The sequence below is a fragment of the Roseateles violae genome (assembly GCF_030410485.1).
GTDB lineage: Bacteria > Pseudomonadota > Gammaproteobacteria > Burkholderiales > Burkholderiaceae_C > Roseateles_D > Roseateles_D violae.
Genome location: NZ_JAUHHC010000001.1, coordinates 611,907 through 623,382, shown reverse-complemented (window position 1 = coordinate 623,382; position 11,476 = coordinate 611,907). Strand labels below are relative to the sequence as shown.

The 11,476-nt window shown below is 69.7% G+C and carries 16 protein-coding genes; 14 read left to right on the top strand and 2 right to left on the bottom strand.

Features of this window, described 5'->3' with window-relative positions:
* Nucleotides 1-36: 36 nt before the first annotated feature.
* A complete protein-coding gene (locus QWJ38_RS02735; RefSeq protein ID WP_290357497.1) occupies nucleotides 37-780 on the bottom strand; it encodes a hypothetical protein in 744 nt (247 codons plus the stop codon).
* 92 nt (nucleotides 781-872) lie between these two features.
* Here QWJ38_RS02735 and QWJ38_RS02730 point away from each other — a divergent pair, with 92 nt between their 5' ends.
* On the top strand, nucleotides 873-2,021 hold the full coding sequence (locus tag QWJ38_RS02730) for a DSD1 family PLP-dependent enzyme (protein ID WP_290357496.1): 1,149 nt from the start codon (nucleotides 873-875) through the stop codon (nucleotides 2,019-2,021).
* Nucleotides 2,022-2,030: 9 nt separating this feature from the next.
* On the opposite strand, the gene QWJ38_RS02725 is transcribed toward QWJ38_RS02730, so the two are convergent.
* On the bottom strand, nucleotides 2,031-2,396 hold the full coding sequence (locus QWJ38_RS02725) for a DUF1428 domain-containing protein (protein WP_290357495.1): 366 nt from the start codon (nucleotides 2,394-2,396) through the stop codon (nucleotides 2,031-2,033).
* Nucleotides 2,397-2,571: 175 nt separating this feature from the next.
* Between QWJ38_RS02725 and QWJ38_RS02720 the strand changes: the two genes are divergently transcribed.
* From QWJ38_RS02720 to QWJ38_RS02660, 13 genes are all read left to right on the top strand, one after another.
* Nucleotides 2,572-2,970: a hypothetical protein gene (locus QWJ38_RS02720; protein WP_290357494.1), complete on the top strand. Its 399-nt coding sequence runs from the start codon at nucleotides 2,572-2,574 to the stop codon at nucleotides 2,968-2,970.
* A gap of 43 nt (nucleotides 2,971-3,013) precedes the next feature.
* Nucleotides 3,014-3,910: a LysR substrate-binding domain-containing protein gene (locus QWJ38_RS02715; protein ID WP_290357493.1), complete on the top strand. Its 897-nt coding sequence runs from the start codon at nucleotides 3,014-3,016 to the stop codon at nucleotides 3,908-3,910.
* An 86-nt stretch (nucleotides 3,911-3,996) separates the two neighbouring features.
* Nucleotides 3,997-5,208, top strand: a complete 1,212-nt coding sequence (locus QWJ38_RS02710) for a CaiB/BaiF CoA transferase family protein (protein WP_290357492.1) — start codon at nucleotides 3,997-3,999, stop codon at nucleotides 5,206-5,208.
* Complete coding sequence (locus QWJ38_RS02705) at nucleotides 5,205-6,182, top strand: hydroxymethylglutaryl-CoA lyase (protein ID WP_290357491.1); 978 nt, start codon at nucleotides 5,205-5,207, stop codon at nucleotides 6,180-6,182. Before QWJ38_RS02710 ends, QWJ38_RS02705 begins: the two co-directional genes overlap by 4 nt.
* Nucleotides 6,183-6,202: 20 nt before the next feature.
* Nucleotides 6,203-7,165 (top strand): Bug family tripartite tricarboxylate transporter substrate binding protein, encoded by a 963-nt coding sequence (locus QWJ38_RS02700; RefSeq protein ID WP_434063933.1) that lies wholly within the window; start codon nucleotides 6,203-6,205, stop codon nucleotides 7,163-7,165.
* 180 nt (nucleotides 7,166-7,345) lie between these two features.
* Nucleotides 7,346-8,101, top strand: a complete 756-nt coding sequence (locus tag QWJ38_RS02695) for a metallophosphoesterase family protein (RefSeq protein ID WP_290357490.1) — start codon at nucleotides 7,346-7,348, stop codon at nucleotides 8,099-8,101.
* Nucleotides 8,102-8,126: 25 nt separating this feature from the next.
* Nucleotides 8,127-8,480 carry a GFA family protein gene (locus QWJ38_RS02690; RefSeq protein WP_290357489.1) on the top strand — a complete coding sequence of 118 codons (354 nt, stop codon included), beginning with the start codon at nucleotides 8,127-8,129 and terminating at the stop codon, nucleotides 8,478-8,480.
* A 5-nt stretch (nucleotides 8,481-8,485) separates the two neighbouring features.
* A complete protein-coding gene (locus QWJ38_RS02685) occupies nucleotides 8,486-8,983 on the top strand; it encodes a GFA family protein (protein ID WP_290357488.1) in 498 nt (165 codons plus the stop codon).
* Nucleotides 8,980-9,606 (top strand): 3'-5' exonuclease, encoded by a 627-nt coding sequence (locus tag QWJ38_RS02680; protein WP_290357487.1) that lies wholly within the window; start codon nucleotides 8,980-8,982, stop codon nucleotides 9,604-9,606. Before QWJ38_RS02685 ends, QWJ38_RS02680 begins: the two co-directional genes overlap by 4 nt.
* Nucleotides 9,607-9,647: 41 nt before the next feature.
* Nucleotides 9,648-10,004: a YciI family protein gene (locus QWJ38_RS02675; RefSeq protein ID WP_290357486.1), complete on the top strand. Its 357-nt coding sequence runs from the start codon at nucleotides 9,648-9,650 to the stop codon at nucleotides 10,002-10,004.
* A 96-nt stretch (nucleotides 10,005-10,100) separates the two neighbouring features.
* Complete coding sequence (locus tag QWJ38_RS02670; protein ID WP_290357485.1) at nucleotides 10,101-10,499, top strand: YciI family protein; 399 nt, start codon at nucleotides 10,101-10,103, stop codon at nucleotides 10,497-10,499.
* Nucleotides 10,500-10,523: 24 nt separating this feature from the next.
* Nucleotides 10,524-11,054, top strand: coding sequence for an SRPBCC family protein (locus QWJ38_RS02665; RefSeq protein ID WP_290357484.1), 531 nt, complete (start codon nucleotides 10,524-10,526; stop codon nucleotides 11,052-11,054).
* Between the two features lie 20 nt (nucleotides 11,055-11,074).
* Nucleotides 11,075-11,467 carry a VOC family protein gene (locus tag QWJ38_RS02660; RefSeq protein WP_290357483.1) on the top strand — a complete coding sequence of 131 codons (393 nt, stop codon included), beginning with the start codon at nucleotides 11,075-11,077 and terminating at the stop codon, nucleotides 11,465-11,467.
* Nucleotides 11,468-11,476 lie beyond the last annotated feature (9 nt).

Below are 11,476 nucleotides of genomic sequence, written 5' to 3'. Positions count from 1 at the left end.
ACAAGGCCGGGGCCCCGCGTCGCGCCGCGGCTGCGTTCAGAAGGGGATCAGCAGCTGGGCGCTGAACATCTCGGCCTTGCGGCCATAGACCTTGCCCCAGAGATAGGCGGCCTGCAGCTCGACGGTCTCGCCCAGGCCCAGGCGCATCATCGGCCCCGCGCGGTGCGATTGCCGGTCCGACCAGTCCTTCCAGGGACCCAGCTCGCCGAAGCCCTGCAGGCCCACGCGCAGGCCGGGCTGCAGGCGGCGCATCAGCTGCCACTGGTATTTCAGCTGCGTGCCCTTGTTCGAGGCCCAGTCGTGTTCGAACACCAGATTGGCGTTGATCTGGGTGAAGCCCCAGTCGGTCTGGAACACCGGGCCGACTTCCAGCGCATTGCCGACATTGACATTGCGGATCAGCTGCGCGTGGAGGGCCAGATCGAAGGGCAGCTGGCCCTGGGTCAGCAGATAGGAGTTCTGCCAGTTCCAGGAGCTGAGCGCCTGCTCGCCCCAGGATTCGCCGATATAGCTGAGGAAGAGCTCGGTGGTCCAGCGGCTGTCGACGCCATAGCGCAGGCCGGCCTCCGGCCACAGCACGGCCGGCTGCTTGGGCATCTTGACGGTCCAGTAGCGCAGGTCGAGGGCCGCCACGCCCGGCGTGCTGTAGGGCGTCAGCAGGTAGTAGCCCGGATCGGCCTGGGCCGGCGCGGCCGGCAGCAGGCCGCCGAGCAGGCCGGCGAGCAGGCCGGCAGGGAGGGCGGACAGGCGGGCCTGGACGGATTTCGGGCTTCGTTTCACCGCGCGCAGCATAGCGACGCTATCGGCGGTATCCGTCCGGGCCTGAGTCGCAGCGCTTATGCTGGGCGTCGATGCATGCACAAAGCCACGAAATGACGCTCCCGCCCCATCCCCTGCCCCAGCTGCCCGCCCTGCCACCGGCCGCCCGCATCGGCGACGCGCTGGCCGATGTCGACACGCCGGCCCTGCTGCTGGAGCTGGACGCCTTCGAGCGCAATCTGGCGAAGATGCAGGCCGCCGCCGATGCCGCCGGCATGGCGCTGCGCCCGCATGCCAAGGCGCACAAATGCCCGTCCATCTCGCTGGCCCAGATCGAGCGCGGCGCGGTCGGCATCTGCTGCCAGAAGGTCAGCGAGGCCCTGCCCTTCGTCGCCGCCGGCGTGCGCGACATCCACGTCAGCAACGAGATCGTCGCGCCGGCCAAGGCCGCGCTGCTGGCCCGGCTGGCGCTGCAGGCGCGCTTCAGCGTCTGCGTGGACGATCAGCAGCAGGTCGAGCTGCTGGCGGCGGCGACGGCCGAGGCCGGCAGCCGGCTCGACCTCTTCATCGAGATCAATATCGGCCAGGACCGCTGCGGCGTGTCCGATGTGGCGGCCGTGCAGCGCCTGCTGGAACGCATTGCGCCGCGCGCCCAGCTGCGCTTTGCCGGCCTGCAGGCCTACCAGGGCAGCATCCAGCATCTGCGCGGCCACGCCGAGCGGCGGCTGGCGGCGGCGCGGGCGGCCGAGCGCACGGCCGAGGTCGTCGCGGCGCTGGCGCGCGCCGGCGTGCCCTGTCCGGTGGTCACCGGCGGCGGCAGCGGCAGCGTCGAGTTCGACCTGGCCAGCGGGGTCTACACCGAGGTCCAGCCGGGCTCCTATGTGTTCATGGACGGCGACTACGGCCGCAACGAATACGCGGGCACGCTGCGCTTCGAGCATGCGCTGTTCCTGGCGACGACGGTGATCAGCAGCGGCGGCGGCGAGCGGACCATCATCGACGCCGGCCTGAAGTCGCTGGCCGTCGATTCCGGCCTGCCCGAGGTCTGGGGCGCGCCGCTGGACTATGTGGCCGCCAGCGACGAGCACGGGACCCTGCGGCCGCGCGAGGCGACGGCCGCCCGCGCGCCGCTTGGCACCCAGATCCTGCTGGTGCCCGGCCATTGCGACCCGACGCTGAACCTGCACGACGAACTGATCGCCTACCGCGGCGGCATCGTCGAGGCGATCTGGCCCATCGCCGCGCGCGGGCTCAGCCGCTGAACGGATCGCTCACGCTTCCACGAGCACCTGGAAGCCGCCGAAGATCATGCGCTGACCGTCGAAGGGCATCGGCTTCATCAAGGCCTCGAAACGCGGGTCTTCCATCGATTTCTTCATGCCCTCGTCGCGCACCTGGCGCGAGGGCCAGACGATCCACGAGAACACGATGGACTCGTCCGGCTTGCGCTGCACGGCCATCGTGAACGAGGTGACTTTGCCCTCGGGCACGTCGTCGCCCCAGCACTCGACCACGCTCAAGGCGCCGAACTCCTTGAAGATGGCCGCGCCCGCCGTCGCGATCTCGCGGTAGCGCTCGCGGTTGGCGTTCGGCACGGCGATCACATAGCCGTCGACATAGTTCGTCTGTTCGCTCATCGCTGTTTCTCCTTCGCTTGAGGTTTGCCAGGGGACGACGAATGGCACCGGCCGCGATCGACATGGCGCCGGTCGACCCCAATGATCGGTCAGGAGCGTGCCTAGTTAACGGATGCGGCCTTTTGCTGCGCCGCCGCCCTGCCCGCGCCGGGGCGGCAGCCGCTATCTTTTTCGCATGGACGCCCTGCACCCGCAAACCCGCCATCAGGAACTGGCCGAGATCCAGAACAACCCGGATCTGCTCTTCGTCGACATCGTCGAGGGCCGGCTCTGGCTGTCCGAGGATGCGCGCTGCGACATCGAGGGCTATGCCGGCGACTGCCCCGAGACCGAGAGCCCGCTGCAGATGCTGGAGTTCCTGCAGAGCCGCTGCGCCGCGATGCAGGCCGATTACGCCGACGACGAGGGCGGCGCCAGCAACGACTTCATGGCCTTCTGCGTGCTGAAGGGCATCGAGCATGCGATCGAGACCCTGCTCTACGGCCAGGCCCTCATCGGCCAGTTCCGCCCCGAGGGCCTGATCGAGGCCTTCAAGCGCGGCCCCGACGCACTGCCCAGCTACACCTTGCACTGAGCGGGCGCTGTCCGCGGCCGCGCCGGCGCACAATGCGGCCACCGTGAACCTGCACCGCCTCGATCTCGTCTCGCTGTCCCTGTTCAATCTGGTGGCCCGCACGGGCAGCATCAGCCGCGGCGCCGAGCTGGCCAATCTGGCCGTCGGCGCGGCCAGCAAGCGCATCAGCGATCTGGAAGCCGCCGTCGGCGCGCCGCTGCTGGAGCGCCATTCGCGCGGCGTCACCGTGACGGTGGCCGGCCAGGCGCTCTTGGGCCATGCGCAGCGCATCCTCAGCGACGTCGACCAGCTGGCGGCCGATCTGTCCGACTACGCGGCCGGCATCGTCGGCGTCGTGCGCCTGTGGGCCAATACCTCGGCGGTGACGCAGTTCCTGCCGCAGGATATTGCCGGCTTCGCCGAGGCCAACCCCGGCGTGCGCATCGAGCTGGAGGAGGAGAACAGCAGCGAGACGGTGCTGGCCGTGCTGGACGGTCGCGCCGATCTGGGCATCTTCGCCGACCGCACGCCGACCCTGGGCCTGCATGTGCAGCGCTACCGCGAGGACCGGCTGGTGCTGGTCGTGCCGCAGGGCCATGCGCTGGACGGGCGCGAGCGCCTGCGCTTCGAGGAGGCGGTCGACTATGACTTCGCCAGCCTGCCGCGCGGCACCTCGCTGGCCCGCCGCCTGCAGGCCGAGACCGAGGCGCTGGGCCGGCGGCTGAAGATCCGCATCCATGTGCGCAGCTTCGACGCGATGTGCCAGATGGTGGCCGCCGGCATGGGCGTGGCCGTGCTGCCGCGCGACGCGATCCAGGCGCAGCTGCGCGTGCTGCCGCTGCGCCAGATCGAGCTGGAGGACGACTGGGCCAGCCGGCGCCTCTTGATCGGCCTGCGAGACGCGGCGGCGGTGCCGCGCCATGTGCGGCTGCTGATCGAACACCTGTCCCGCCAGGCGTAAACCCGCACTCGCTTTCACGTTCGGCGAAAGCTGGGATGGCGGCTTTGTCATTCCGCCCGGGGCCGCGGCTGCGCAGAATCGCCGCCATGGACACATCCCAACTGACTCCCGGCGCCCTGCAGGGCCTGCGCGTGATCGAGATGGGCCAGTTGATCGCCGGCCCCTTTGCCGGCAAGACGCTGGGCGATTTCGGCGCCGAGGTGATCAAGATCGAGCCGCCCGGCGTCGGCGACCCGCTGCGCAGCTGGCGCCTGCTGGACGAGGGCGGCACCTCGGTCTGGTGGCAGGTGCAGTCGCGCAACAAGCGCTCGATCGCGCTGGACCTGCGCCAGGCCGAGGGCCAGGACATCGCCCGCCGGCTGATCGCCGGCGCCGATGTGCTGATCGAGAACTTCCGCCCCGGCACCTTGGAGGGCTGGGGCATGAGTTACGAGGAGCTCGCCCAGCTGAACCCCGGCCTGATCATGCTGCGCATCTCCGGCTACGGCCAGACCGGGCCCTACCGCGACCTGCCCGGCTTCGGCGCGATCGGCGAGGCCATGGGCGGCCTGCGCCACCTGACCGGCGAGCCGGGCCGGGTGCCGGTGCGCTGCGGCATCTCGATCGGCGACACCTTGGCGGCGCTGCACGGCACGATCGGCGTGCTCACCGCGCTCTACCACCGCAAGGTCAACGGCGGCCGCGGCCAGGTGATCGACGTGGCCCTGCACGAGGCGGTCTTCAATGTGATGGAAAGCCTCTTGCCCGAGTACAGCGCCTTCGGCGCCGTGCGCGAGGCGGCCGGCAGCGCCCTGCCCGGCATCGCGCCCAGCAATGCCTACCGCTGCGCCGACGGCTACGTCCTGATCGCGGGAAATGGCGACAGCATCTTCAAGCGGCTGATGAGCACGATAGGCCGCGAGGACCTGGGCAAGGATCCGGCCCTGGCCGGCAATGCCGGCCGCGTCGCAAGAGTCGCCGAGATCGATGCGGCCATCGAGGCCTGGTCGCAGGCGCTGCCGATCGCGACCGTGCTGGAACTGCTTGGCGCCGCCAAGGTGCCGGCCGGCAAGGTCTACACGGCCAGGGACATCGCCGAAGACCCCCATTACCGCGCCCGCGAGATGATCCAGACACAGACGACCCGCGACGGCGCCAGCATCGAGGTGCCCGGCGTCGTGCCCAAGCTGCTCGGCACGCCGGGCAGCCTGCGCACGCCGGCGCCGCGCCTGGGCGAGGACACCGACGCGGTGCTGGCCGAGCTGGGCCTGGACGCGGCGCAGATCGGCGCGCTGCACGAGAAGCAGGTGGTCGCATGAGCGGCGCGGTCTGGAACGGCGCCGGCCGCCGCATCCATATGCAGGAGGTTGGCACCCGCGACGGCCTGCAGATCGAGGCGCAGTTTGTGGCTACCGCCGACAAGATCGCCCTGGTCGATGCCTTGTCGGCGACCGGCCTCTCCAAGATCGAGGTCAGCGCCTTCGTCTCGCCGCAGGCGATCCCGCAGCTGCGCGATGCCGAGATCGTGCTGCGCGAGATCCAGCGCCGGCCCGGCGTCGTCTACAGCGCGCTGGTGCCCAATGCGCGCGGCGCCGAGCGGGCGGTCGATGCTCAGGTCGACGAGATGAACCTGGTGATGTCGGCCAGCGAGAGCCACAACCTGGCCAATCTGCGCATGACGCGCGAGCAGTCGTTTGCCGCGCTGTCGGCGGTCAACACGATCGCCCGCACGGCCGGCAAATCGGTCAATGTCTCGCTGTCCTGCGTGTTCGGCTGCCCGATCGAAGGCGAGGTGCCGGTTCCGACGGTGATGGACTGGTGTGCCCGCTTCGTCGACGAGCTCGGCGCCGGTGGCGTCACGCTGTGCGACACGACCGGCATGGCCTATCCGGGCCAGGTCGCGTCTATCACCGCGGCCTTCCGCCAGCGCTGGCCCGACACCGAGCTGACCCTGCACTTCCACAACACGCGCGGCATGGGCCTGGCCAATGTGCTGGCCGCCATCGATGCCGGCGCCGAGCGCTTCGACGCCTCCTTGGGCGGGCTCGGCGGTTGCCCCTATGCGCCGGGCGCCAGCGGCAATGTCTGCAGCGAGGAGATCGTCCATGCGCTGCAGCTGATGGGCTTTGATACCGGCATCGACCTCGCCGCCCTGATCGCCGCCGCAGCGCGCCTGCCGGCCCTGATCGGCCACGAGATCCCGAGCCAGATCGTCAAGGCCGGCCGCCGCCTCGATCTGCATCCGCCGCCGCCCGATTTCGAAGCGATACGCCAGCGCGCGCTGGCCCGATAACAGTGAACGGAGACAAGGACATGATGAAACGATTTCTGATGCTGACCCTGGCCCTGATGGCTACCGGCGCGATGGCCCAGGGCGGCTATCCGAACAAGCCGATCACCCTGATCGTGCCGACCGCCGCCGGCGGCACGACCGATATCGCCGCGCGCATGCTGGCCGAGCCGCTGGGCAAGGCGCTGGGCCAGACCATCGTCGTCGACAACCGCGGCGGCGCCAACGGCGTGATCGGCGCGGTGGCGGTCAAGCGGGCCGAGCCGGACGGCTACACCTTGCTGATGCAGTACTCCGGCTACCACGTGATCACGCCGAACGTCACTCGCCAGGCGCCGCAGTGGAAGCCCGAGGATCTGCAGGCGGTCGCCAATGTGCTCAGCGCGCCGCAGCTGATCGTCGTGCGCGAGGGCCTGCCGGCCAAGACCCTGGGCGAGCTGGTCACGCAGGCCAAGGCCAATCCCGGCAAGCTCAGCTACGGGTCGTCGGGCATCGGCTCCTTGCAGCATGTGACCGGCGCGATGCTGGAGCAGCAGGCCGGCATCGAGATGATCCACGTGCCCTATAAGGGCACCGGCCCGACCCTGCAGGACCTGCTGGGCGGCCAGCTGGACATGAGCTTCGGCACGCCGCCGCCCTTCATGCCCCATGTGCAGGCCGGCAAGCTGCGGGCGCTGGCGGTCACCGGCAAGTCGCGCCTGCCCTCGCTGCCGAACGTGCCGACCGCCGCCGAGGCCGGCCTGCCCAAGCTCGACGCCACCTCCTGGTTCGCCGTCTTCGCGCCGGCCAAGACCCCGCAGCCCATCATCGACAGGCTGACGACCGAGATCGCCAAGATCATGGCCACGCCGGCCTTCAAGCAGAAGGCCGCCGAGCAGGGCGCGGTGGCCGAGTACATGAACCCGCAGCAACTGAACGACTACGCCAAGGCCGAGCTGGCTCGGTGGGGACAAGTGGTGAAGGCCTCGAAGATCGAAGCCGACTGAACTGGCGCCCCTCGCCCAGCCGCGCCGCGCTGGACGCGGGCGCGGCTGGGCGGTCCCCCGAAGGGACGGTGAAGCCCGCGGCGTCGAGCCACGGGCTTCACCAGATGGGCCGGCTTGGGGCGGCCCGGCGCTCGGCCCGGAATACTTGGGCTTCATGTGCCGGCTTGCTATGCTGGCCCGATGCGCATCGCCCTGCTGTCCGACATCCACGGCAATCTGCCGGCGCTGGAAGCCGTCGTGGCCGACATCGCCCGGCGCGGCGGCGTCGAGCGCATCGTCAATCTCGGCGACAGCCTGTCGGGTCCGCTGCTGCCGCTGGAGACGGCGCGCTATCTGATCGACAAGGGCTGGCTCTCGCTGGCCGGCAACCATGAGCGGCAGGTCCTCGAGGTCCATGCCGGCCGCGCCGGCGGCGCCTCCGACACCTATGCCCATGGCTGCCTCGGCGAGCCCGAACTCGACTGGCTGCGCCTGCAGCGCCCGGCGCTGCGGCTCGACGACGAGGTCTTGCTCTGCCATGGCACGCCGCGCAGCGACTGCGAGTACTTCCTCGACAGCCATGACCCGGCCGCCGGCTGGGCGCTGGGTCTGGCGACGGCCGACGAGGTCGACGCGCGCTGTGCCGGCGAGGCGGCGGCCGTGATCGCCTGCGGCCATACCCATGTGGCCCGCGCCTTGCGCTCGCGCGCGGGCCAGCTGCTGGTCAATCCGGGCAGCGTTGGCCTGCAGGCCTGGCAATCGGAGCTGCCGGCGCCGCATGGCATCGAGACCGGCTCGCCCGATGCGCGTTACGCGATCATCGAGCGGAGCGCCGATGGCTGTTGGCACGCCGAGCTGATCGCCGTGCCCTATGACTTTGCACCGATGGCGGCGCTGGCGCGCCGCAACAGCCGGCCCGAATGGGAGCGTGCGCTGCTCACCGGTTATATCCGTTGATGCTTGTTATTGAGCGGAGGTTGACATGACGACGAAGTACCGTGGAAGCTGCCATTGCGGCCGCGTCGCCTTCGAGGTGGACGGCGAGATCGGCAGCGCGCTGGCCTGCAACTGCTCGATGTGCCAGCGCAAGGGTTCGCTGCTGTGGTTCGTGCCGCAGGCGGACCTGAAGCTGCTCACGCCGGAGGCCAGCGCCAGCGACTACCAGTTCAACAAGCATGTGATCCACCATCGCTTCTGCCCGGTCTGCGGCATTCACCCCTACGGCGAGGGCGTCGATCCCAAGGGCAACAAGGTGGCGGCGATCAATGTGCGCTGCCTCGAGGGCATAGACCTGGACAAGATCCCGGTCACGCATTTCGACGGCCGCGCGCTCTGAGCCCCATGCATCTGGAAGGCTCCTGCCACTGCGGCGCCATCGCGTTCTCGGTCGAGTCGGCCGAGCCCTATCCCTTCATGCGCTGCTACTGCGCGATCTGCCGCAAGACGGCCGGCAGCGGCGGCTATGCGGTCAATCTGGGCGCCGATTTCCGCACGTTCAAGCTGATCCGCGGCAAGCGCCATCTGCGCGTCTACCAGGCGCAGATCGAGCGCGAGGGCAAGACCGAGAGCAGCAGCGGCCAGCGCCATTTCTGCGCGCGCTGCGGCAGCGCGCTGTGGCTCTACGACCCGAGCTGGCCCGAGCTGATCCACCCGCATGCCGGCGCGATCGACACGCCGCTGCCGACGCCGCCGGCCTTCGTGCACATGATGCTGGGCTCGGGCGCGGCCTGGGCCGAGCCCGAGGGCCGGCCCGGCGATGCGCGCTTCGACGCCTATCCGGACTGCTCGCTGGCCGAATGGCATGAGCGGCGCGGCCTGCACGCGGCGGCCGGCGAATGAGCGGCGAGCCGCAAGCGCGGCGCCTGTCGGCGCCGTCCAAGGACGAGACCGCGCTGCTGCCGCCGTTCGAGGGCCTGGGCCTGGCGCAGATCGTCGTGCCGCGGACGGCCGCGCAGTTCGAGGCGGCCGTCGACGAGCTGCTGGCCAGCGGCGTCGCCGGCTTCGACACCGAGGCCAAGCCGACCTTTGCCGCGGGCCAGGCCAGCGAGGGGCCGCATGTGCTGCAGTTCGCGCTGGCCGACAAGGCCTTCATCATCCAGCCACAGCGCGAGGGCGCGACGGCGGCGCTGACCCGCCTGCTCGAGGCGGAGTCGCTGACCAAGGTCGGCTTCGGCCTGCAGTCCGACCGCAGCCAGATTCAGGCGCGCTTCGGGCTGACGATGCGCGCCGTGCTGGACCTGGACGGCGTGTTCCGCCGGCTCGGCTATCCGAAGTCGATCGGCGTGCGCGCGGCGGTGGGCCTGATGCTGGGGCTGCGCTTCCACAAGTCCAAGAAGACGACGACCTCCAACTGGGCCCTGCCGCGGCTCGGCGAGCGGCAGCTGCTGTATGCGGCCAACGATGCCTATGCGGCGCTGATGGTGTACCGGGCACTGCAGCGCGACGGAGCGGCGCTGCGCTAGGATGCGGCCCGTTCATCAAGACGCGCAAGCAGGGAGCACCGATGTCCTACATGCTGTTGATTCTCGAACCGACCGGCCAGCGCGCCGAGCGCGGGCGCGAGGCGGGCGAGCAGGTCTATGCGCGCATGCTGCAGTTCACCGCCGAGCTTCAGCAGCGCGGCGTGCTGGAGGCGAGCAATTCGCTGGCCTCGACCCGGCGGGCCGTGCGCCTGCAGAAGCGCGAGGGCCGGCAGACGCTGATCGACGGCCCCTTTGCCGAAGCCAAGGAGATGGTCGGCGGCTTCTTCCTCTTGAACTGCGAGACCCGCGAGGAGGCGCTGGCGATCGCCGCCAGCTGCCCGGCCGCCGAATGGGCGACGATCGAGGTGCGCGGGGTCGGGCCTTGCTACGACGACTGATCAAAAAATTCTTCGCCCCCGCTGTCGATTCCGGCCCGGCCCGTTCGTCGTGCAGACAGGAGCCGACGAAAGGCTCCCGACACCAGGAGAGAAGCGATGCGATTCATGATCATGGTCAAGGCCACGGCGATCAGCGAGGCGGGCGAGATGCCGGCCGATATGGAGCAGCTGAAGGACCAGATGGATGCGTACCACCAGGAGCTGGCTCAGGCCGGCGTGCTGCTGGACGGCGCCGGCCTGCGGCCCAGCCGCCAGGGCTGGCGTATCCATTACGCGGCCGACGGCCAGCGCAGCATCATCGACGGCCCCTTCGCCGAGACCAAGGAACTGCTGGCCGGCTACACGCTGATCCAGGTGCGCAGCCGCGAAGAGGCGATGGAATGGGCGCGGCGCTTCCCGGCGCCCTTCGGCCGCGGCAACGAGTGCGAGATCGAGGTCAGGCCGCTCTACGAGCAGGAGGACTTCGAACCCGGCGGCGCGCTGTCGCCGGTTTGAAGTCCTGAGCCCGGAGAGGTCACCATGCTGAAGAAGATCCTGATCGTTCTGCTCGTCGCCGTCCTCGGCCTGCTGGGCGTGGCGGCGACCCGGCCCGACAGCTTCCGCGTCGAACGCAGTGCCCGCATCGAGGCCGCGCCCGACAAGGTCTTCGGCCTGATCCAGGACCTGAAGCAGTTCAACCGCTGGAACCCCTGGCTGCGCAAGGACCCGTCGACCGAGGGCCGCTACGGCAACAACAGCGAAGGCCCGGGCGCGCGCTACAGCTGGGTCAGCAAGGAAGTCGGCAGCGGCAGCATGGAGATCACCGAGGTAACGGCGCCGAGCCGGATGGTGATGCGGCTGGAGTTCCTCGAGCCGATGCAGACGCAGAGCCAGGCCGAGTTCACGCTGCGCCCGCTGGCCGGCGGCAGCACCGAGGTCCGCTGGGCGATGCAGGGCCCGGCGCCCTACATCAGCAAGCTGATGGGCCTGCTCTTCGACATGGACAAGCTGATCGGCAAGGACTTCGAGGACGGCCTGGCCAAGCTGAAGGCGCTGGCCGAACAGCGCTAGACCAACAACAAGGAAACCCTATGCAGATCAAGATCGCCAGCGTGATGGTCGACGACCAGGACAAGGCGCTGCGCTTCTATACCGAGCAGCTCGGCTTCACGAAGATGGCCGACATCCCGATGGGCCCGCAGTACCGCTGGCTGACCGTCGTCTCGCCCGAGGGGGTGGACGGCGTCGAGCTGGCGCTGGAGCCCATGGGCTTCGCGCCGGCCCGGGTCTACCAGAAGGCCTTGTACGAGGCGGGCATCCCGGCCACCGCCTTCATCACGCAGGACCTGGCCGGCGAGGTCGAGCGCCTGCGCGCACGCGGCGTCGTCTTCCGCGGCGAGGTGCAGGACATGGGGCCGATCGCCGGCATCATGTTCGAGGACGGCTGCGGCAATCTGATCCATCTGGTCCAGCCCAAGGTTTGAACGGGAGCG

Excerpts from the sequence above, each read along its gene's own strand:
- QWJ38_RS02730 (WP_290357496.1), top strand. The coding sequence starts at position 873 with ATGACGCTCCCGCCCCATCCCCTGCCCCAGCTGCCCGCCCTGCCACCG.
- QWJ38_RS02725 (WP_290357495.1), bottom strand. The coding sequence starts at position 2,396 with ATGAGCGAACAGACGAACTATGTCGACGGCTATGTGATCGCCGTGCCG.
- QWJ38_RS02720 (WP_290357494.1), top strand. The coding sequence starts at position 2,572 with ATGGACGCCCTGCACCCGCAAACCCGCCATCAGGAACTGGCCGAGATC.
- QWJ38_RS02710 (WP_290357492.1), top strand. The coding sequence starts at position 3,997 with ATGGACACATCCCAACTGACTCCCGGCGCCCTGCAGGGCCTGCGCGTG.
- QWJ38_RS02705 (WP_290357491.1), top strand. The coding sequence starts at position 5,205 with ATGAGCGGCGCGGTCTGGAACGGCGCCGGCCGCCGCATCCATATGCAG.
- QWJ38_RS02700 (WP_434063933.1), top strand. The coding sequence starts at position 6,203 with ATGATGAAACGATTTCTGATGCTGACCCTGGCCCTGATGGCTACCGGC.
- QWJ38_RS02695 (WP_290357490.1), top strand. The coding sequence starts at position 7,346 with ATGCGCATCGCCCTGCTGTCCGACATCCACGGCAATCTGCCGGCGCTG.
- QWJ38_RS02690 (WP_290357489.1), top strand. The coding sequence starts at position 8,127 with ATGACGACGAAGTACCGTGGAAGCTGCCATTGCGGCCGCGTCGCCTTC.
- QWJ38_RS02685 (WP_290357488.1), top strand. The coding sequence starts at position 8,486 with ATGCATCTGGAAGGCTCCTGCCACTGCGGCGCCATCGCGTTCTCGGTC.
- QWJ38_RS02680 (WP_290357487.1), top strand. The coding sequence starts at position 8,980 with ATGAGCGGCGAGCCGCAAGCGCGGCGCCTGTCGGCGCCGTCCAAGGAC.
- QWJ38_RS02675 (WP_290357486.1), top strand. The coding sequence starts at position 9,648 with ATGTCCTACATGCTGTTGATTCTCGAACCGACCGGCCAGCGCGCCGAG.
- QWJ38_RS02670 (WP_290357485.1), top strand. The coding sequence starts at position 10,101 with ATGCGATTCATGATCATGGTCAAGGCCACGGCGATCAGCGAGGCGGGC.
- QWJ38_RS02665 (WP_290357484.1), top strand. The coding sequence starts at position 10,524 with ATGCTGAAGAAGATCCTGATCGTTCTGCTCGTCGCCGTCCTCGGCCTG.
- QWJ38_RS02660 (WP_290357483.1), top strand. The coding sequence starts at position 11,075 with ATGCAGATCAAGATCGCCAGCGTGATGGTCGACGACCAGGACAAGGCG.